This is a genomic window from Gilliamella sp. wkB72 (assembly GCF_001693745.1).
GTDB lineage: Bacteria > Pseudomonadota > Gammaproteobacteria > Enterobacterales > Orbaceae > Gilliamella > Gilliamella apicola_E.
Map to the genome: position 1 here is coordinate 30,822 of NZ_LZEI01000011.1, position 20,940 is coordinate 51,761.

Annotated in this window: 19 protein-coding genes and 1 tRNA gene; 13 read left to right on the forward strand and 7 right to left on the reverse strand. The window is 33.7% G+C overall.

Annotated elements, in window-relative coordinates:
* Positions 1–23 precede the first annotated feature (23 nt).
* From A9G07_RS06025 to A9G07_RS06045, 4 genes are all read left to right on the forward strand, one after another.
* Positions 24–719 carry an XRE family transcriptional regulator gene (locus A9G07_RS06025; protein ID WP_065734440.1) on the forward strand — a complete coding sequence of 232 codons (696 nt, stop codon included), beginning with the start codon at positions 24–26 and terminating at the stop codon, positions 717–719.
* Between the two features lie 57 nt (positions 720–776).
* Positions 777–1,268, forward strand: coding sequence for a hypothetical protein (locus A9G07_RS06030; RefSeq protein WP_065734441.1), 492 nt, complete (start codon positions 777–779; stop codon positions 1,266–1,268).
* Positions 1,269–1,273: 5 nt separating this feature from the next.
* Positions 1,274–2,050 carry a DUF1828 domain-containing protein gene (locus tag A9G07_RS06035; protein ID WP_065734443.1) on the forward strand — a complete coding sequence of 259 codons (777 nt, stop codon included), beginning with the start codon at positions 1,274–1,276 and terminating at the stop codon, positions 2,048–2,050.
* Positions 2,051–2,604: 554 nt separating this feature from the next.
* Entirely contained in the window at positions 2,605–2,877 is a 273-nt protein-coding gene (locus tag A9G07_RS06045) for a hypothetical protein (protein WP_065734446.1), read from the forward strand.
* 210 nt (positions 2,878–3,087) lie between these two features.
* Here A9G07_RS06045 and A9G07_RS06050 read toward each other — a convergent pair whose 3' ends face one another.
* The 4 genes from A9G07_RS06050 to dusA all read right to left on the reverse strand — a co-directional run bounded on the left by A9G07_RS06050 (position 3,088) and on the right by dusA (position 7,198).
* Complete coding sequence (locus tag A9G07_RS06050) at positions 3,088–3,372, reverse strand: hypothetical protein (RefSeq protein ID WP_141677483.1); 285 nt, start codon at positions 3,370–3,372, stop codon at positions 3,088–3,090.
* 405 nt (positions 3,373–3,777) lie between these two features.
* Positions 3,778–3,854, reverse strand: a tRNA-Arg gene (locus tag A9G07_RS06055).
* Positions 3,855–4,123: 269 nt separating this feature from the next.
* On the reverse strand, positions 4,124–6,139 hold the full coding sequence (gene rep, locus A9G07_RS06060) for a DNA helicase Rep (RefSeq protein ID WP_065734450.1): 2,016 nt from the start codon (positions 6,137–6,139) through the stop codon (positions 4,124–4,126).
* Between the two features lie 96 nt (positions 6,140–6,235).
* Entirely contained in the window at positions 6,236–7,198 is a 963-nt protein-coding gene (gene dusA / locus A9G07_RS06065; protein WP_065734452.1) for a tRNA dihydrouridine(20/20a) synthase DusA, read from the reverse strand.
* 379 nt (positions 7,199–7,577) lie between these two features.
* On the opposite strand from dusA, the gene A9G07_RS06070 reads away from it, so the two are divergent.
* Positions 7,578–7,949, forward strand: coding sequence for a DUF5362 family protein (locus A9G07_RS06070; RefSeq protein WP_065734453.1), 372 nt, complete (start codon positions 7,578–7,580; stop codon positions 7,947–7,949).
* 86 nt (positions 7,950–8,035) lie between these two features.
* On the opposite strand, the gene bamE is transcribed toward A9G07_RS06070, so the two are convergent.
* Complete coding sequence (gene bamE, locus A9G07_RS06075) at positions 8,036–8,479, reverse strand: outer membrane protein assembly factor BamE (protein ID WP_065563231.1); 444 nt, start codon at positions 8,477–8,479, stop codon at positions 8,036–8,038.
* Between the two features lie 208 nt (positions 8,480–8,687).
* Between bamE and A9G07_RS06080 the strand changes: the two genes are divergently transcribed.
* The 6 genes from A9G07_RS06080 to tamB all read left to right on the forward strand — a co-directional run bounded on the left by A9G07_RS06080 (position 8,688) and on the right by tamB (position 17,200).
* Positions 8,688–9,299, forward strand: coding sequence for an FKBP-type peptidyl-prolyl cis-trans isomerase (locus A9G07_RS06080; RefSeq protein WP_065734455.1), 612 nt, complete (start codon positions 8,688–8,690; stop codon positions 9,297–9,299).
* A 363-nt stretch (positions 9,300–9,662) separates the two neighbouring features.
* Positions 9,663–10,484, forward strand: coding sequence for a 4-hydroxy-tetrahydrodipicolinate reductase (gene dapB, locus A9G07_RS06085; RefSeq protein ID WP_065563229.1), 822 nt, complete (start codon positions 9,663–9,665; stop codon positions 10,482–10,484).
* An 8-nt stretch (positions 10,485–10,492) separates the two neighbouring features.
* On the forward strand, positions 10,493–10,990 hold the full coding sequence (gene tadA, locus A9G07_RS06090; RefSeq protein ID WP_065563228.1) for a tRNA adenosine(34) deaminase TadA: 498 nt from the start codon (positions 10,493–10,495) through the stop codon (positions 10,988–10,990).
* A 132-nt stretch (positions 10,991–11,122) separates the two neighbouring features.
* Positions 11,123–11,662, forward strand: coding sequence for a hypoxanthine phosphoribosyltransferase (gene hpt / locus A9G07_RS06095; protein ID WP_065563227.1), 540 nt, complete (start codon positions 11,123–11,125; stop codon positions 11,660–11,662).
* 17 nt (positions 11,663–11,679) lie between these two features.
* A complete protein-coding gene (tamA, locus tag A9G07_RS06100) occupies positions 11,680–13,398 on the forward strand; it encodes an autotransporter assembly complex protein TamA (protein WP_305082836.1) in 1,719 nt (572 codons plus the stop codon).
* A 1-nt stretch (position 13,399) separates the two neighbouring features.
* On the forward strand, positions 13,400–17,200 hold the full coding sequence (gene tamB, locus A9G07_RS06105; RefSeq protein ID WP_065734456.1) for an autotransporter assembly complex protein TamB: 3,801 nt from the start codon (positions 13,400–13,402) through the stop codon (positions 17,198–17,200).
* Positions 17,201–17,241: 41 nt separating this feature from the next.
* Here the strand turns inward: tamB and mnmD are convergent, their stop codons facing one another.
* On the reverse strand, positions 17,242–17,955 hold the full coding sequence (gene mnmD / locus A9G07_RS06110; RefSeq protein ID WP_065563225.1) for a tRNA (5-methylaminomethyl-2-thiouridine)(34)-methyltransferase MnmD: 714 nt from the start codon (positions 17,953–17,955) through the stop codon (positions 17,242–17,244).
* An 86-nt stretch (positions 17,956–18,041) separates the two neighbouring features.
* Here mnmD and A9G07_RS06115 point away from each other — a divergent pair, with 86 nt between their 5' ends.
* Positions 18,042–18,779, forward strand: coding sequence for a 1-acylglycerol-3-phosphate O-acyltransferase (locus A9G07_RS06115; RefSeq protein ID WP_065734458.1), 738 nt, complete (start codon positions 18,042–18,044; stop codon positions 18,777–18,779).
* Entirely contained in the window at positions 18,769–19,536 is a 768-nt protein-coding gene (cmoM, locus tag A9G07_RS06120; RefSeq protein WP_065734459.1) for a tRNA uridine 5-oxyacetic acid(34) methyltransferase CmoM, read from the forward strand. Before A9G07_RS06115 ends, cmoM begins: the two co-directional genes overlap by 11 nt.
* Before the next feature lie 54 nt (positions 19,537–19,590).
* Here cmoM and A9G07_RS06125 read toward each other — a convergent pair whose 3' ends face one another.
* The gene (locus tag A9G07_RS06125; RefSeq protein WP_065563268.1) at positions 19,591–20,931 is read right to left on the reverse strand and encodes a GntP family permease; all 1,341 of its coding nucleotides are present in this window, start codon (positions 20,929–20,931) and stop codon (positions 19,591–19,593) included.
* Positions 20,932–20,940 lie beyond the last annotated feature (9 nt).

Consider the following 20,940-nt stretch of genomic DNA (forward strand, 5'->3'; position numbering starts at 1 on the left):
ATTAACAACCCCGAGAAAAAAGCATGACTACATTTACAGATAGATTAAATTTGGCATTAAAAGAATCTGGGATGTCTCAGCATCAACTAGCCGAAAAAGTAAAAATTAGCCAACCAGCTATTCAAAAATTGCTTTCAGGAAAATCCAGTACATCACGAAAAATATTAGAAATCGCTAACGCATTAAACGTTGATCCTATATGGCTAACAAAAGGTGTTGGTAAAGCCAAAGTAAACAAAAATAAGTCTAATGCGACAGTATTAGGATCTATCGAAGATTGGGATAGTAAAACACCGCTAGATGATGATGAAATTGAAGTGCCATTTTATAAGGATGTACGGCTAGCAGCTGGTGATGGTTTCACTGATGATATTGAAGATTATAACGGATATAAATTACGCCTATCCAAATCAACAATGCGGAAATATGGCATTGATAAAGAATGCACTGTATGTCTAACTGTCTATGGAGACAGCATGGAACCTGTATTTAGAGATGGTTCTACAGTAGCAATCGATCAAGCTGATACATATGTTAGAGATGGCAAAATCTATGCAATCAATCACGATGGATTATTAAGAATAAAAATTTTAGAAAAAATGCCTGGCAATCAAATAAAAATCAAAAGCTATAACATTGGCTATGATGATGAAATAGTGTCTCAAGATGAAATAACTATTTTAGGCCGTGTTTGGTGGCAGTCGTCTATATTGGATTGATAATAAAAACTAAAATGACCGCTTCGGGGGTTTTTGATAGTAAAAAAAGGTAATAAAATGATCAAGGCAAGGAAAGAACATTTAAATTGTTTAGGCACAAGTGATTCACTCCAACTAATATCAATGCCAAAATCTTATGATAAAGATATTAATTGGAATAAAGCAAACAATGCTAACTACATAACATCTAATTTTACACCTTATGATTCTAGTGATGAATTAAAGGGAACTATCCCTGGCGTAACCGTCCAAATTGATTATAAAAAACCAATTCGAATTAAAACATCCAACAAAACAGTGATTACGCTATTTAAAATAAAATCTGGAATAAAACTAAGGGCATACCAAGTTGAAGCGTGCGATGAGAAAAAAGTTAGTTCACATGATGGCGTTAATAATATAAATGGCTGTCATGAACATATTGGAAAGGAAACTAATAAAATTAGCCCATTATATAAAGTTGAAGATATTTCTAGTTGGTTTGATTTCTTTTGTGATAAAGTATATTTAGATTTTACTGGAAAAATAAACAGTATAACTGATGAGTAGAAAAAATGAAATTTGATTGTAGTTTTTTAGAGCATAACAAGCTATTAATATGCCATACTGTAGAAACAGTGAATGGTGAGAAAGCAATCTGCCTACAAACAAATCATTTATGGATCGATAAAAGCCCATTATCTTTTTATATAATAGATCTTAATTCTCAAATAATGATTACCGATGATGGTGAGACAATTTTTAATTTAAGACTCAATGGTGTTATTGGAGACAAACGCAGTTGGTCATTAGTAAGGGATAAAATAAATTGTACACACAGTGACATAGGGCTGAGTGAGAATGGTGAAATCATTGCTATTGCAAACAAAGATAAATTAAATACTTTACTTTCTGATTATATTTCAGCTATGTGCTCATTAATGCATTATGAATATGAAATGGTTGGAATTCCTGACAGAATCAATAAATTAGCGGAAGAGGTTGAGTTATATTTAAAAGCATGGAAGCCTCGAAAGAAATTAACTCCAAATCCAAAAATAAAAGGAATATCTAATCATGAGTATAATTTTGATTTTGAAATAGATAATGAGTTAATTTTAGCTATTAACCCTACTCCAAATGCTGTTGGAGCAGTAATGAGAAAAGTAGGTGATGTTGTCAGTGGTAGTCAATTAAATGGAAGAAAAATAATGGTTATTGTAGACAATCGAGGGGATGATTTATTTAACCAAAAAGCTATAGAGGAAATTAAAATAATTTCAAGTTTAGCAAAAGCATTACCATTAACTAACTTAATAGATGCAACAAAGAAAAGTTCTACAGCACATTAACTTTATATCATTAACGAATTAACCTACCAGTTATTCCAACAATCCGCTAAACATATCTTGCTATCACTCTACAATAATGCTTGATAACTTTATCTTTATTTTGATAACTTTTATTATTGACATTGACGATAACTTATATTATCATTTATCGCGTCAAAACCAATCAACTTAACAACAAAGTTAAACAAGACTACGAGTTATTTAACTAGTTAACGAGATTCAAGTAGCTAGCTGGGGCATATGAAAGTACAGCGGTTTTGATAACAATCAATTTGCCGCCTAATATTTCTAGACACTTTTATAAAGAGTGTCTACTAGTATTCAAAGCTCGGAAAGGCGACATTTCAGCTCCTTTGCCCTCTTTTGAGGGCTTTCTCGAGGGAAATATGACTGATAAAGATTTTGTGAATATGAAAATCAAAGATAGATTTCATAAGGATTATGAGTTAACAGACAGCGAAATAAAGTTTGCCCTCTTTTGCACATACTTTGTGATTTTAGGTGGATTATTTGGCTTGTTCTACTGGATGCTACAGATTGCTACGAGGTGAGTTATGCAGTTACATAAATTGGTTGAAAATGGTTACGAAAGCGCTTACTGCAATATGTTAAACAATATTGAAATGCAAGATGCCAAGGAAGAATGGATTGAAAGCCGAGCCGAAGAACTAATTAAAAACTTTGGTAATGACAATGACTGGCAAATCATCGAACTACTCAAAATCAAACTGGAAAGTAAAAGTATTGATGATGATATTTATAACCAATTTATCGTTGACATCTGTTATTCGCAAGCTCGCTTTGAATATAATAATCAATCATATTAAGAAATTTAATAAAGATTAATTATCCCATATAAAAAAGTTAAAGCTCCTAAATATTATGCTAATAATTCCGTCGTTAAGGAATTAAATTTGCAATATTTAAATATTAACTAGGGTTAATAAAAAGCGTAAAAAAATCGAACCAAAATTAATAACCAGGCAAATTCCAAACGACGATTTTATAGATGACGGACGTTCATATTAGATTCTTTTTTATTTTGTTGTATCAATAGGCTTTACGCCTGAACAATCACTTTCTTTTAAGGTAATCATAAACAAATATTTATTCTCTTCGGTTGAGTATAGATATTGAAAAATTGCGCCTTTTTTTAATAATTGTTTTATTTGATCATTAGTACAACCATCATTTTTTATTTGAGAAAACAGAAAATCACGGAATTTATCAATTTCACTTTTATCTATCTCATTAAAATTAATTTTTTCAACAATATATCTATAAGTTAATGTATTGTTTTCTGCATAAGATGTGGTCAACATAGTAAATTGATCTAGACGAATTGGAGTGCGTTCATTCAGTGACTGAGAAATCTTAAAGAGTTGGCCACTAATAGATCTTTTATTAAATAGATCAAACTGGTTAACAAAAAAAATAGCAAACAACTGAAACAATAATACTTAAGATAATGTTTCGAATTTTTTTAATACTCAATTAATACTCACTTATAAATTCTAATAATTTTGAAAATGATAATATGGATAAACGAATATTATAGAATTATCAATACCGTTTATAATATTCATTTTATAATATTGATTTAATTTAATTAATGCAATTATTAATTATTAAAATTTATTATGACGTAAACACTTTAAATAGTGTGATAGAGTATGTAAAGATATTAAGGATTAAACTTAAGACTCGTTGATTATATATAGCTTTAATGGCGTCCCCTACAGGATTCGAACCTGTGACCTACGGCTTAGAAGGCCGTTGCTCTATCCAGCTGAGCTAAGGAGACATCGATTGGATTTAGTGATTAAACGCTGAGTATTATATAAAGCTATTTTGATCCGTCAATGCTTTTTAATTGATTATCAATCTATATAGACAAAATATCGTCAATTTTGACGTTATCAGCAATAAATTCAATATTAATAATCAGAAAAAATGAAAAAATATTCATTTATTCGATCTCAAAAACCCCGTTCCTCAACTTTTTTTCAGTTATGTCGATAAATTTGTTTAATAATTTGAGCTGTAGTTAATTGTTTTTGATATATAGATAATTTATTTTGCGCTAGCTATTTGCGCTTTTAGCATCGCTAACCGGCTTTGGCCTTGTTGCATTTTCTTTTCTGGTGATAATTCATTACGCTGATCTTGCCAAGCTAAATCGTCTTGTGGAAGTTCGAGTAAAAAGCGACTTGGTTCAACATAAACTGTTTCACCAAATTGTTTTCTCTGCCGGCTGAATGAAAAGGTTAGCTCTTTTTGAGCTCGAGTTATGCCTACATAAGCAAGTCGTCTCTCTTCTTCGATATTGTCTTCATCAATACTTGTTTGATGAGGTAATACCCCTTCAGACATACCAACTAAATAAACATAAGGAAATTCGAGGCCTTTTGAGGCGTGTAATGTCATTAATTGTACTTGATCTAGCTCTTCTTCAGTTTCATTTCGCTCTAACATATCACGTAACGTAAATCTTGCTACTGCTTGTTCTAGCGTTAATGCTTCGTCTATTTCATCACCCTGTAACATTTCATTTAGCCAACTAACTAACTGTTCAACATTACGCATTCGCATCTGCCCGGCTGTTGGTGAGGTAGACGTTTCATAGATCCAACTTTCGTAGTGAATCCCATGTAATAATTCATGAATCGCGGCCATTGGTTCGGAATGTGATTTTTCTATCAGAGAATCAAACCAATGGATAAAAGCATGTAGGGTTTCCATCCTTTTGCCTGATAATAATTCGGTTAGCCCCATATCATGACTTGCATGATATAAGCTTACACCACGTTGATTTGCCCACTCACCCAGTTTTTGGATAGTTGCTGGCCCTATTTCTCGTTTTGGTGTATTAATAATGCGGATAAAAGCATTATCATCATCAGGGTTGGTTAATAGGCGTAGGTATGCCATTAAGTCTTTAATTTCAATGCGAGCGAAGAAAGATGTCCCACCAGAAATTCGGTAAGGTATTCGATACTGCATTAGCATTTTTTCAATTAAGCGAGACTGGTGATTTCCGCGATATAAAATAGCATATTCACCGTATTGGCTATTATTAGCAAAACGATGACCAATTAAGTCATTAACAACTTTTTCCGCTTCGTGTTCTTCATTGTCGGCGGAGATCACTTTTAAATGTTCACCATAACTGAGTTCTGAAAATAATTTTTTTTCAAAGATATGCGGATTGTTTTCAATTAAGATGTTAGCAACTTTTAGAATTCTTCCTGATGATCGGTAATTTTGTTCTAATTTAATCACTTCTAACTTAGGAAAGTCTTGTTTTAGTAAAATTAAATTTTTAGGACGAGCCCCCCGCCATGAGTAAATCGACTGATCATCATCACCAACAACCGTAAATTTAGCTCGGCTACCTACTAATAATTTGATAAATTCATATTGGCTGGTATTAGTATCTTGATATTCATCAATAAGCAGGTAGCGGATACGATTTTGCCATTTTTCTCTAACTTCTTCATTTGTTTTTAGTAACAATGTAGGTAGTAAGATTAGATCATCGAAATCTAATATACTGCAAGACTTAAGTTGTTTTTCGTAAAGTTGATAGCAGTGAGCAAATAATTTTTCTTTGTTGGTTTGTGCTCTAGCCATTGCTACTGTCGAATCAACGATATCATTCTTCCAATTTGAGATGGTAGAACGTAATTGGTTGATGAGATCTTTGTCTCCATCGAACCATTGTTGTGTTAGTTCTTTGAGTAGAGCAATTTGGTCGTGGTCGTCAAATAATGAAAAATTAGATTTTATACCAAGATGTTTATGTTCTCGTCGAACAATATCTAAGCCTAAAGTATGAAAAGTTGAAATTTTCAGACCTCTTGCCTCTTGCTTACTTAGCGATTGAGCAATACGTTCTTTCATTTCTCGTGCAGCTTTATTAGTAAAAGTCACGGCAACGATATGACGAGGTAAATACTCTTTGACTCGAATTAGATAAGCTATTTTATTAATGATTACCCGAGTTTTGCCCGAACCCGCACCAGCCAATACAAGGCATGGCCCCGAAACATATTCCACAGCTTGTTGTTGACTTGGATTTAAACGCACAGAAGAAAAGCCCTAAGTAAAATTGTTCGTTAGTATATACTGATTTATCAATCCCGCGCAATCAGACGCATGACCAATTAAGCTAGACAAAATTCTTTAATGAATGAAAGTTAACGCGTGTTCAACAACTTCAATTCCCGCTCCTGGTTTATGCGCATTTTCGCTAAGGTAACGTCGCCACTGTTTTGCACCTTTTCTACCATTAAATATTCCTAAGGTGTGTCGCATAATATGATTGAGTTGTCCGCCTTGACTAAGTTGTGTTTCAATATAAGGATAAAGAGTTTGTATTGCGACAATAGGATCGATAATTGGCGTATCATCTCCAAAAATTTGCTGATCAATCTGAGTTAATAGCATTGGATTTTGATAAGCTTCTCGCCCAACCATGACACCATCAACATAGTTTAGATGATGTTTGATTTCTTCAATGGTTTTAATCCCACCATTTATGGCGATAGTTAACTGCGGATAGTCACGCTTTAGCTGATAAACTCGCTCATAATCAAGTGGTGGTACTTCTCGATTCTCTTTTGGGCTTAGCCCCGAAAGCCATGCTTTGCGAGCATGAACAATAAATGTATCGGTATATGGCATCACTTTTTCAATAAAATCACATAAAAATGAATAACTATCTTGGTTATCAATACCTATGCGTGTTTTTACCGTGACAGGTATATTTACCTCTTTTTGCATGGCATCAATACAATTTGCGACTAAATCAGCTTTTCCCATTAAACAAGCACCAAACATACCATTTTGAACGCGATCTGATGGGCAACCTACATTAAGGTTAATCTCATTATATCCTCGTTCCTCTGCCAACTTAGCGCATTTAGCCAACGCTATGGGATCACTTCCACCTAATTGTAAACTTACTGGCTGTTCCTGTTCATTAAAAGCGAGATAGTCTCCTTTACCATATAAAATTGCGCCAGTGGTTACCATTTCGGTATAAAGTAATGTTTGCTTAGTTAATATTCGATGAAAATATCGACAATGTTTGTCAGTCCAATCCAGCATTGGAGCTATAGAAAATTTATTTAAGGTTGATTTCATTGATATACCGGTATTTAAGGCTGTCTTTGTTGGTTATATTAAAATATTATTATACTTGGAACAACTTCATCTACATTCTTTAAACCTTCATTGTAATACACTTTATCCTTAATCAGGCATTAAGCAGCTAATTTTAAGATGTGTGAAGTCTTTTTTAATATCATTCCCAGTGGTACTATTTTTTCATTTAATTATCTTACTCAAATGCACGTTGGAGCTAGTCGTTTCGTTATTTCAGGGGTTTACCTTAGAATGATGTGATTAATATAAAAGTTAACAATGTACAATTCTTAAACAAATTTACCTCGACATAGGTAAATAACGTGTTATTCTGACTTGCATTTTTTTAATATAATAATTGGTAGTGATAGGAATGGAAATGTTAACAGATAATACAGATACTATTTTAATTAAATCAACAGAATTGTTAAAAAGCCAATTGAGATTTATTGGGACTATGCAACAAATCTTTGGGGTAGTAAATATTGTTTTAGGTGCAATTAGCTGTTTAGGTATAATTACAGCTATTGTTGGTATTCCAGTAATAATCAACGGAGTTAAACTTTTTCAATCCGGTAGTGCATTTAGTCTAGCAGCAGCCCTCGGTAGAGGAGAAGACTTTACTGAAGCTATCAGAAATTTACATGGGTATTGGAAATATGTATTAATTGGAATTATATGTACAGTTATTCTTTTCTTTATCTACTTTTTAATCATCTTTTCAATCATTGCTTCTGTAGCTAATCACTAATAATTTCCACAGTAGTAATTTATCGAATTAAATAAATAAAAACCTCGCAGAATGACGAGGTTTTTTTGAAATTTTTATTCCGATTGTTACTCTTCAGGGGCTTGTGGCGGACGTGAACTATTCGGTTGATCATCATCAGATTTTATATTAATTGGGTCTGAAATACCCTGTTGGTTCATCTCTTCTAAAGATAAAGAACCTTCTAAAGACGAAGTTTTAATATCAGTAACTATACCCATTTCATTAAAGTAAATAGCATAATTAATTTGGCTTAATTTTCCATGTTGAGGTTGTTGACGGAAAACATAGTACCAAACATTACCACCAAAAGCTGAAGTTAACATTGGCGAGCCCATAATAAATACGACCTGATCTTTGGATTGACCAACTTGTAATAATTCAATCGCTTCTGGAGAGATATAATTACCTTGATTGATATCAGGTCTATAAACTAAACGGTCAACAAGTGAACAACCAGTTATCGATATACTAGTCACAATTGCAAGCGGAATAAGTTTGAAAAACGACATCTAAATTAATCCATTCAAATATATAATGTCGCTTATTATCGCTGATATTTTGACTAAGCGCTAGATAAAATAAAAAAAACTTTAGGTAATAGGATATAAAATGTTTGCTTATATTGATGATAATTAACAACTGTTAATATTTTACTTTTTATCTCGAATGTTAATGCTCTATAATAAAAAACTATTCTCAACAAATGACAGGTAAAAAATGAAATTAGATACAATTGAGCAAAAAGCAAGTTATGCAATTGGACTTCAAATTGGCCAACAGCTAAAAGAATCTGGCTTACATAATTTAGAGTTAAATGCATTAAAACTTGCTATGGAAGATGTGCTAAGCGGTAATCAACCGGCTTTACCTTTACAAGAATTACATGATGCCCTTCGTCATGTTCATGAAGAAGCAGCTAAAGAAAAAGCTAAACAAGCTGAAAAAATTGCCCAAGCAGGTAAAGACTTTTTAGCTGAGAATCTAAAAAAAGATGGCATCAAATCGACTGAATCTGGTTTACAATACGAAATTATTAAACAAGGTGATGGTGCATTCCCTAAAGTAACAGACCGTGTTCGAGTCCATTATACTGGACAGTTAATTGATGGTACGGTATTCGATAGCTCAGTTGAAAGAGGACAGCCAGCTGAATTCCCTGTCAATGGTGTGATTCGCGGTTGGGTTGAAGCATTACAATTAATGCCAGAAGGTTCAAAATGGCGTTTATATATTCCTCAAGAATTAGCCTATGGCGCGCAAGGGGCTGGCGCTTCAATTCCTCCTTATAGTGCATTAATTTTCGATGTAGAATTATTAAAAGTGCTATAAGTTTATATGGGCGCATTCGCGTCCATATTATCAAGTTCAATCGCAAATCAATTGCTTTATTTGATCTCTCAATATATCGCAATAAAAAATGGATATACCAAGCAAGTATTATCTATAAAATAAGACAACGCTTTTTGACTAAAGTGTAAATTATCAGCAATAGGCAAAAATGCCCCCTTCAAATCAATCCTCTTAAAAATATGGTTAAAAGTGCCGTCTTATGGCATCCGTTATTGCTATTTAGTTTCGACTTAGTCTCATAAAGCATGAAATGTATATCATTTTGTTTAAGTATATAACTTGAAAGTTTTCCGCTATAATAATTTGTTATAAATATCTGATAAAAAAGTTAAGGAAAGTTATATGGCTACAAGTATGATTCGTATCGCTATTGCTGGCGCTGGTGGAAAAATGGGGCGACAGCTTATTCAATCTGTGTCACAAATAGAAGGGGTTACATTAGGTGCAGCATTTGAACGAGAAGGATCATCATTGGTCGGTAGCGATGCTGGTGAACTTGCCGGAATTGGGGCCTGTGGAATTAAAGTGACTGATAATCTACAACAGGCAAAAGACCAATTTGATGTATTAATCGATTTTACTCGTCCTGAAGGCACACTTGCTCATTTAGCTTTTTGTACAGACAATAAGAAAATGATGATTATCGGTACAACAGGATTTGATGAAGCAGGCAAAAAAGCGATTGCAACAGCCGCTAAGCAAATTGCTATTGTATTTGCTGCAAATTTCAGCGTTGGCGTGAATTTAGTGCTCAAGTTACTTGAAAAAGCGACTAAAATTATGGGTAGTTATACTGATATCGAAATTATAGAAGCACATCATCGTCATAAAGTTGACGCACCTTCTGGCACCGCACTAGCTATGGGCGAAGCAATTGCTGATACTTTAGGCTGCGATTTGAACGACCGCGCAGTTTATTGCCGTGAAGGACATACCGGAGAAAGACCAAAAGGTGCTATTGGATTTGCAACTATTCGTGCTGGTGATATTGTTGGTGAGCATACGGCTATTTTTGCCGATATTGGCGAAAGAGTCGAAATTAGCCATAAAGCCTCAAGCCGAATGACGTTCGCCAATGGTGCAGTCCGTGCTGCATTATGGCTTGCTGAGCAACCTGAAGGACTTTATGATATGCGCGATGTGCTTAATTTAAACAATCTATAATATTGAGTATGTTAGATGAAATTTGGATGCGACGAGCATTAGAATTAGCAAAACACGCAGAATCACTAGGCGAAATTCCTGTTGGAGCGGTTATTGTTGATGAACATAACCAAATCATTGGTGAAGGTTATAACCAATCAATAATTAATCATAATCCAACTGCTCATGCGGAAATTATGGCAATAGAACAAGCCGGTCAGTATAAAAAGAATTACCGATTAGTAAATACAACTTTATATGTCACCCTTGAACCTTGTATCATGTGTGCGGGTGCAATCATTCATAGTCGCATCAAGCGTGTGGTCTATGGAGCAAGTGATTTTAAAACTGGTGCGGCAGGTTCTTACATTGATATTCTTTCCCGAACAGGAATTAATCATTATGCTCAAATCATTGGTGGCGTATTGGCTGATGAGTGTAGTTCAATGTTAAGCGCTTTTTTTCAGAAGCGCCGCCAACAAAAAAAGCAAAATAAACAATCAATCCTCAAAACAATTGAAGATTAATTTAATATTTAAAAGAAAATTCTTTTAATCATTTCTTAATTATTTGATAAAAAATTAGTTTAGTTATTCTTTTTACCTATGAAAATTGTTAAAATCTGTTCTGATTTTTTAAAAGTACACTGAGCATTATTGATGAAAAAGCACACATTAGAAACGATGATATCGGCTGAAGATATCCAAACACGAGTAAGTAAATTAGGACAACAAATTAGCCAAGATTATGCTCAAAGTCAAAACGAGCTTATATTAGTTGGTTTGTTAAGAGGTTCGTTTATTTTTATGGCTGATTTAAGCCGTGCTATTACTGTCGGGCATGAAGTTGATTTTATGACGGCTTCGAGTTATGGCAATGCGGTGGTAAGTAATAGAGATGTTAAAATATTAAAAGATTTAGATGAAGATATTCGTGATAAAGATGTGTTGATTGTCGAAGATATTATTGATACAGGTAATACGCTTAGCAAAGTGATGGCAATACTTAAGTTGCGTCATCCGCGTAGTATTGAAATTTGTACATTACTAGACAAACCATCTCGGCGTGAAGTAGCAGTACCTGTTAAATATATTGGATTTTCCATCCCTGATGAGTTTGTGGTTGGTTATGGTATCGATTATGCACAACATTACCGCCACTTACCTTATATTGGACATGTGAAATTACTTGAATCTTAAACATTATCGAGGTGTATGTGTTACGATTTTCTCGCTCATTATGCTTACTTTTAATGGTTACGACAGCATCAACTTATGCAGATATGAAGTTATCCATTAAAGGATTGTCTGGAGAGCTTGAAGAAAATGTCGACGCACGCCTTTCTTTAATTACGCCAGATAAGATTAATAATACGCCAAATTTCAAACGTTATTTTGAGAGTGAAACGCAAAAAGCACTACGTGCTTTAGGTTATTATTCCCCTACTTTTGAATATGATGAAACCGATCCTAAAGTATTATCAGTAAAAATAACTCCTGGACAACCTGTTAGAATAAAACAATTAAATATCAATCTGAATGGTGAAGGGAAACAAGATAAAGATTTTCAAGAATTAATGGCAACACAATTACCTAAAATTGGTGATGTGTTGAACCATGGCACTTATGAGAATTTCAAGAAAGGATTACAAAGCATATCGTTAAAAAAAGGGTACTTTGACGCAGATATGCCTACTCATCAATTGGCGATAGCTCAATTTGATCATCAAGCTTTTTGGAATATCGACTTTAATACAGGTAAGCGTTACAAATTTAGTAAAGTCAATTTTCCTAATGCAAAAATCCGTCAGGATTATCTTCAAAATATTGTACCGTTTAAAGAAGGTGATGAATACTCTGCTGAAGATTTATCTTTATTAAATCGCCGTCTTAGTTCAACTAACTGGTTTAATTCTGTTGTGGTTACACCAGATTTTCCTCATCTTACAGCAGATAAAGCATTACCCATTGAAGTTGCAACAACACCTAGAAAAAGAAATGCAATGGACTTAGGTTTAGGCTTTTCAACCGATAATGGTGTGCATGGTAAAATTGGTTGGAATAAACCTTGGATTAATAGCCGAGGACAGAGTTTTCAAAGTAGCTTATCCCTCTCATCGCCTGAACAGATTATTACGATGAGCTATAAAATCCCATTGAAAAAAAATCCGATTGAACAATATTACACGATTCAAGGTGGTTATAAGAAAATCGATAATAACGATACTTATTCTCGATCTTATACATTTGGCGTGCTTCGTAATTGGGATAACTTTGATGGTTGGCAAACAGCATTAGGCTTAAATATGTTGCGAGACAACTTCACCCAAGGTGATGACAGTTACAAAACCAACTTATATTATCCATCAGTTAGTATTTCGCGTGTTCGTAATGATGGTAAGTTATTGCCTATGTGGGGGGATTCTCAACGTTTTTCAATTGAAGGCGGTGCTGATGCGTTAGGATCTGATATCAATTTAGTGCGTTTTCAAACGCAACAAACTTGGATTCGTTCAATAAATCAATCTCATCGATTCATTGCTAGAGGTAATTTCGGCATTATCCAAGCCAGTAACTTTGAACGAGTTCCGCCCTCTTTCAGATTTTTTGCTGGTGGTGACCGAAGCATCCGCGGATATAGTTACCAATCCATATCACCTAAAGATAAAAAAGGTAAATTAAAAGGCGCGTCAAAACTGATAACCGGTTCTGCTGAATATCAATACAATGTTACTGGTTCTTGGTGGGGAGCGGCATTTATTGACACTGGTGAAGCGATAGATAAAGTCGATAAAGCTAAGTTTTATACAGGTACAGGCTTAGGTGTTCGATGGGCTTCACCGGTAGGCCCAATTAAGTTCGATTTAGCAACACCTCTAAACAAAAAAGATAAAGGCTCAATACATCTATATATTGGTTTGGGAAGCGAATTATAAAATGGCAAAAAATCCAAATAGAGTAAAAAAAGCTGAAAAAATAAAGCGAATCCGAAAGTGGAAAAAACGCAGTATTGTCGTGTTATCCATTTTTGTTTTTCTCATCACCTTTATTATTTTGATGATCTATACCAGTTTAGGTGTAAAACTAACAACTTACGTACTTAATAAGTTTTTACCAGAATTAAAAATTGAACAAATAGATGGCACTTTTCATAATTTACACCTTCAAGGGCTGTCATTAGAACTTCCGGGCATTGATGTTAAAGTAAAAGATGCAAAATTCAAATTGAATGGTTCATGTTTGATTCAAACCAAAATTTGTGTCAAACAGTTTGATGCTGATGGTGTAAGCGTTATTATTGATACTGACAAAATCAATCGTTCACCAGATGAACCTATTCCCGAAAAACGAGAAACAATTAGTACACCACTACCAATTGATCTTAAGCAGACCCATATCACTAATGTCAATGTAAAAGTCAATGATATGCAATTTGGCATGTCAGACTTTACAGGTAAAGCTAGATGGGTGAATGAAAAAATTTATGTTTATCCATCAGTTGCTATGGATTTATCAGCTATCTTTGCCGATAATGATGATAATAAATCAATTACTACTTCAAATGATGATTTACCATTAAATCAAAAAATTAACCAAATATTTAACCAACCTCTAATTACGTCACTACCACAAGTTAATATTCCATTAGATTTTGATGTTACTAGTTTAACCGGTAACAATTGGTTGCTACGTATTGGTGGTCAAGATTACCATTTCAACCAGGTTAGTATTAAAACGGATATGATTAATAATCATATTATTGTAAAACAAGTTGAAACTGATGCTATAACACCATATGCCAATGGGCATGCTTTTGTATCAGGGCAGATTACCTTAGGCGATGATTGGCCTATTTTTGCTTTAGTGAAAGTGGATACTGAAAGTAATCATCTTAATGGACAGTTTTCAGGAAAATTATTAGGTCAATTGTCCACTTACACCAATATTAACGGATTGAACCAAATTACTATTGATGGGCAAATTAACTTTATTGAGAAATATTTACCATTAATGGCTAAAATCAATGGTAAACATATTCAATGGCCAATTGAAGGTAAGCCACAATATCAGTTAGATAATTTTAATATCGCATTAGATGGAAATACCGAAAAATATAATATGCTAGCCAAAGGCGATATTAAAGGTGAAGGTTTACCTGGTACCAGTTTCGACGTTGTTGGTAATGGCACAAATCAATCAGCATCCTTTGATCATGCTAATATTAAATTACCTCAAGGTAGCATTAATATTACAGGTTATTTAGATTGGCAAAAAGCTTTAAAATGGGATACTAATATAAAATTAGATAATGTTGATCTTACTAAAGAATTACCTGCCTACCCTATTCGTTTAGCCGGACAATTAAAAACCACAGGGGCATTCGATGAGGATTCATGGCAATTAAATATACCGGATATGCAGTTAAAAGGTAATATAAAACAAGCAAACTTTTCAGCTAATGGTAATTTGTTTGCCGATTCTAACCACGCTATATCAGCCAATAACCTTGAAATGGTTTGGGGTAAAAACCAAATTAACATCAATGGTTCTACAGATAAGGGAAATTTGACTGCACAACTTAATTTAAGTGCTTTATCATTACTGGCTGATAATCTCAATGGTGCTGTTGTAGGTAATATTAAAATGACAGGAAATAGTGCTTCCCCTGTTATTAATACAAATTTAAATATTAACGCATTAAGTTATGAATCTATTTCGATAGCCAAAGCAAACCTAACTGGCAAAGTTCAATATACCAATCAATTTAGTGGTCAATTGAATCTAGTTGGTCAAAATATCGATATTGCAAGTGAAAGTATCAAAAAAGCTAACATAGAACTTTCAGGTAATGAAGCTCATCACACTTTAACCATCAATCTTGATGGTAGCCCTCTTTCCATGACAACTTCTTTAACAGGTGAACTTGATAAAGAACATACTATATGGACTGGAAATATACCACGTAGTTTAATAACATTAGGTGATAAGAGCCGTTGGCAATTAACCAAGCCGATCAGTCTTTCTTATGATATCACTAAAGAAATTCCAACTATTGGCGCTCATTGTTGGCGTGATAATATTTCAAGTATCTGTTTAGATAAATCATTTTCCATTGCGCCAAATAATGAAACATCAATTACATTAAAAGATATTGATCTGGCTAAGTTACCTATTCCAAATGATGGTGAAACTAAAATTGATGGTTTCATAAATGGAAAGGCAAATATTAAATTTGATGACTCAAGCAAAATTCCAAGTATCAAAGCAAATATAACTAGTAATAAAGTTTATGTTAAACAAATGATCACTAATCAAGCTTTGCCGATTCCATTTGATTTATTCAATATCAATGCAGAATTTAATGAGCAACAAGCTAAGCTAGATTGGCGTTTTAGTTTAAATAAATTAGGAAAGATCACTGGTGATTTATTAATTAAAGATCCTACCGCCAAAAAAGAGTTAAGTGGCCAATTGAATATTGACAATTTGGCGTTAGCGATTGTAAATCCGTTATTAAGTAAAGATGAATATGCCAAAGGCGCTATCAATGGTAATATCAAATTCTCTGGCTCATTAATGGACCCAATCTTAAATGGTGGCATCAATTTAAGACATAGTGATATTAAGACTTATCAATTACCAATTGATGTAAAATCCGCTATGGTTGATATTAAATTTAATGGTAAATCATCAACATTAAAAGGTGTATTAGTTACTAAATCTGGAAATATCAATATTAATGGCCAAGCTAGTTGGAATAACTTTGAAAAATGGCAAGCTAACATAACTGTAAATGGTGCCGCTATGGAGGTTACTGTACCGCCAATGATTGTTATGTCTGTCATTCCAGACATTAAGATCGAGGCAACGCAAGATGAACTAACGGTACTTGGTAAAGTTTCAATTCCAAAAGGTAAAATTACGGTTGATTCACTTCCGCCTTCAAGTATTGATGTTTCTCCTGATGAAGTAATGTTGGATAGGAACTATAAACAAATTCAACCACAAAACTTTGGTATGAAAATTAATAGTCATATCGAAATCAATATTGGTGATAACGTCACGGTCGATGCATTTGGATTAAAAGCATCATTAAAAGGGAAATTGATCGCAACACAGACTAATAAAGGGTTGGATTTACATGGTGAAATTCTTATTCCTAATGGTCGATTTCATGCCTATGGACAAGATTTAATTATCCACAAAGGCGTTGTCACTTTTTCAGGACCAACCGATCAAGCTATCTTAGACATAGAAGCTATAAGAAATCCTGACTCAATGGATAATAGCAATATTACTGCAGGGATTCGAGTTAAAGGATCTACAGAAGATCCTAAGATCGAAATATTTTCTGATCCAGCTATGTCACAACAAGAAGCACTTTCTTATTTAATTCGAGGTCAAGGTCTTGATAGCTCCGATCAGAGTGACAACGATATGATGACGGCATTTTTAGTTGGTGTTGGGACAGCAAAAACAGGAAAATTCATCGGTGATATAGGTAATGCTTTTGGAATTAAAAATCTAACTTTAGATACTCAAGGAGCAGGTAATAATTCAAAAGTGGTAGTAAGTGGCTATATTTTACCTAATCTACAATTAAAATACGGTGTAGGTATTTTTGACTCATTAGCAACCTTTACCTTACGATATAGACTTTTACCAAATTTATACGTGGAAGCTGCTTCTGGTCTAGCACAAACTTTAGATCTTATTTATCAATTTGAATTTAATTAATTTCAAACTCTAATTTAGTTTGTCAAAATTGGCAAACTAAATTAAGATTTACTGCCAATAAGCATTTCTCGCTTAACCCCAAATCCCTTATGTTTTTTGACATTAAAACCTGCATTGATTAAATTACGTCGAACAAAGCCTGCCGCTGTAAAAGTAGCAAAAGAACCTCCTTCATTCGTTAAGTCATAGCACTTTTTAAAAAGCGATTCCGACCACATTTCAGGATTCTTTGCAGGTGAAAAACCATCAAAAAACCAAACATCAATCAAACAATTTTGTTGTTTTAAAAACTTTGGATAGTGAGTGATATCGTCATAACAAATAACTAAATGAGTATCATCTAAAACGATACTTTGAGACTCGTTTAAAGAATCTCTTAATTGTTTGGCTAGTAAACTCAAAGAATCATTACTGTTGATTATTTTACTATGAACTTTTGACATTTCTTTTTCAGATAAAGGATATTTTTCAACACTAAAAAAATCCAATCTTTTAAGAGGACTATTAGGTTTATTCTCTCTAAATTGTTTGAACATTTGCCAAGCAATTAAAAAACTTAGACCTGTACCAAAACCTGTTTCTGCTATAGTGAAGCTTTCGCGCTGATGTAGCAAAAAACGCTCATATAAACTATTTCCTTCAATGAACACATAACGAGTTTCATCGATTGCGCCGTTGGTATTAAAATAGATATCATCAAAATAACGAGAAATTGGGGTTTGATTTTCATCCCAAATGATTGTTGATTCGTGCATAAACATCCTTCAAAGCGATATTTAACAAACTGTATATTCTTATAGATTACGTATATAATACGCCAAGTTAACTTATGAGGTAAATTATGGTTTTTCTTTTTCGCTTAATCATCGTGTTATTTATTGGTATTTTAACTTGTGTACTAGGCGTTATTTTTTGCTTATTCAATCCTCGCAACCCCAAAAATGTGGCTCGATTTGCCCATCTTTTCAGCTTTTTCTTTAAACCAATATTAGGAGTAAAAGTCGATACTCGTAAATACCCCGAAATTGAAAATTTAGGTAGCTGTGTATTTATTGCTAATCACCAAAATAATTATGATATGGTTGTCGCTGCTGATATTGTACAGCCTAAAACAGTTACAGTAGGCAAAAAAAGTCTTGCTTTGATTCCATTCTTTGGTCAACTTTATTACCTTACAGGAAATATTTTGATTGACCGTAACAATAAATCAAAAGCTCGTGATACGATTAATTTGGTCGTTAAAGAAATAAAAAAACGTGGTATATCAATTTGGATGTTTCCTGAAGGAACCCGTAGTAAAGGGCGAGGTTTGTTACCCTTTAAAACAGGCGCATTTAAAGCAGCTATTGCAGCTGGAGTCCCTATTGTGCCAATTTGTGTATCGGATACGAATAACATTAAGCTAAATCGCCTCAATAATGGTCATATGATTGTCGAAATGCTCTCGCCTATTGAGACAAAAAATTTACGTAAAGAAGATGCAAGAACTTTGATGGAACAATGTTATCAACAAATGTCAGAAAAAATTGCTCAGATTAATTTAGAAGTAACTAAATTAAATAATAAATATGACTGTTAACGATCGTAATTTTGATGATATTAGCCATAAATTTGCCAAAAATATTTATGGTACAACTAAAGGCAAAATCCGAGAAGCTATTGTTTGGCAAGAACTTGAAAACATATTAGCCAAATATCCTAAACCTATCAACATCCTTGACGCTGGTGGTGGTCAAGGACAAATAGCGTGTAGACTTGCCAAATTAGGACATAATATAACTGTTTGTGATATTTCCAAACAAATGCTGGATTTAGCTAACCATCAAGCGCAGCAAGAAAATTTAACCTTAAACTTTATTCATTGTTCAATTCAAAATCTTGATAAGTTTATCGATCAACCTTTTGATCTTGTGATTTGCCATGCTGTATTAGAGTGGGTAGCTGATCCTGTACAGATAATCCAATCTTTAAAAAGACATCTAAAAAAAGAGGGTTATTTATCTTTAATGTTTTATAACTATCATGGACTATTATTTAAAACGGTGACATTAGGTAATTTTGGATATACTCAATCAGGACTTGCTAAACGCAAAAAGAAAACCTTATCGCCTGATTATCCTCGTGATCCAAATCAAGTGTATCAATGGCTAATTGAACAAAGTTTTGAGATTACGAATAAAACAGGAATCCGAGTCTTTCATGACTATTTAACTAATAAGTCAAAAGCAGAAACTCATTTTGATCAGTTATTAGAAATTGAAAAACAATACTGCCAAAGCGAACCTTATATTAACTTAGCTAGATATATTTTAGTTACTGCAAAATTATTAAATTGAAATTTATAGAAGATATTAAGGATAGCATATTCCTTTACGCTATCCTTTTTTATTTTAAAAGAAAATTGCATTAACAACTAATAATGTAACCGTTCCTGCAGCCCAAAGAACGGTAGTTGTCATACTCCAAACTTTAATTTGTTCTTTAACTTCTGTAACCCCTAATGAACGATTAACCACCCAAAAGTATGCATCATTGAAGTGAGAGAACATAAATGATCCAATAGAGCACCCTAACCCTGCCATAATTGGATTTACACCTAGTGTCCCAATCATTGGGGCAGTAATACTTGCTGCTGTAATCATTGCAACCACACCTGATCCTTGTATTAATCGAATCAAAGTCGAGATTGTCAACGGTAACAAAATACCTGGGACTCCAATTTGAACAATATACTCTGCGATTATTTGCCCTGTCCCTGAATCACGCAACACCATTCCTAATGCGCCACCGCCACCAATGACAAGCAATATAATACCTGCTGATCGAATTGAATTTTCCATTTGATGTACAACATCTTTTCTTGGGAATGAATTGGTTAAGGCCATAATTGCGATTAATAGCCCAATTCCAACAGCAACAATTGGGTGCCCAATAGTTTTTAACATAATAGCAATAGAGTTATCCCATTTCATTTCATTAACTAATGTCGCAGTTAATATCAGAATAATTGGAGTAACTATTGGTGCAAAAGATGCTAATGCGCTTGGTAATTGTTGGTCATCTTGTATATTTTGTGATGTAACAGTCAAGCGTTCCCGTGTGAAGTTTTCACCATCTTCAGTTGGAATTTGATAAATGCTACGACCCACATGACGAGTATAAATAAATCCAGCAATAGTAATAGGTATAGCTACAACCATTGCCCATAGCATATATTCACCTAGTCCAATACCAAACTGAGAAACAACACCAAATGGCCCAACTGCTGGCGGGATCATACTATGACTAATAACTAATCCCATTGCTAATGTTGAACCAAGTCCCACAACAGACTTACCTGTACTACGAGAAATTGCCTTTACAAGAGGTAATAGGACAATAAATGCTGAATCACAAAAAACAGCCAAACTAACTAATAATCCTATAATAACTAGGGCTAATTCTTCTCTTCCTTTCCCTAATAAATTAATAAAAACTTGAGCCATTTTTTGTGCAGCACCACTCATCTGCAAAACAGACCCCATCATAACACCAAAACCAATTACAATTCCGATGTTACCAAGTGTGTTACCAAAGCCTTTACTAATTGTTGCTATCATAAACTCACCAGGCATTCCCCCTAATGATCCAGTAATTACAGCTGATATAATTAATGCAGGAAATGCTTGAATTCTTGTTTTTAAAATCATAAAAAGTAATAAAGTTATTGCAACAAGCAAACCAGCTACCATTCGCCAGCT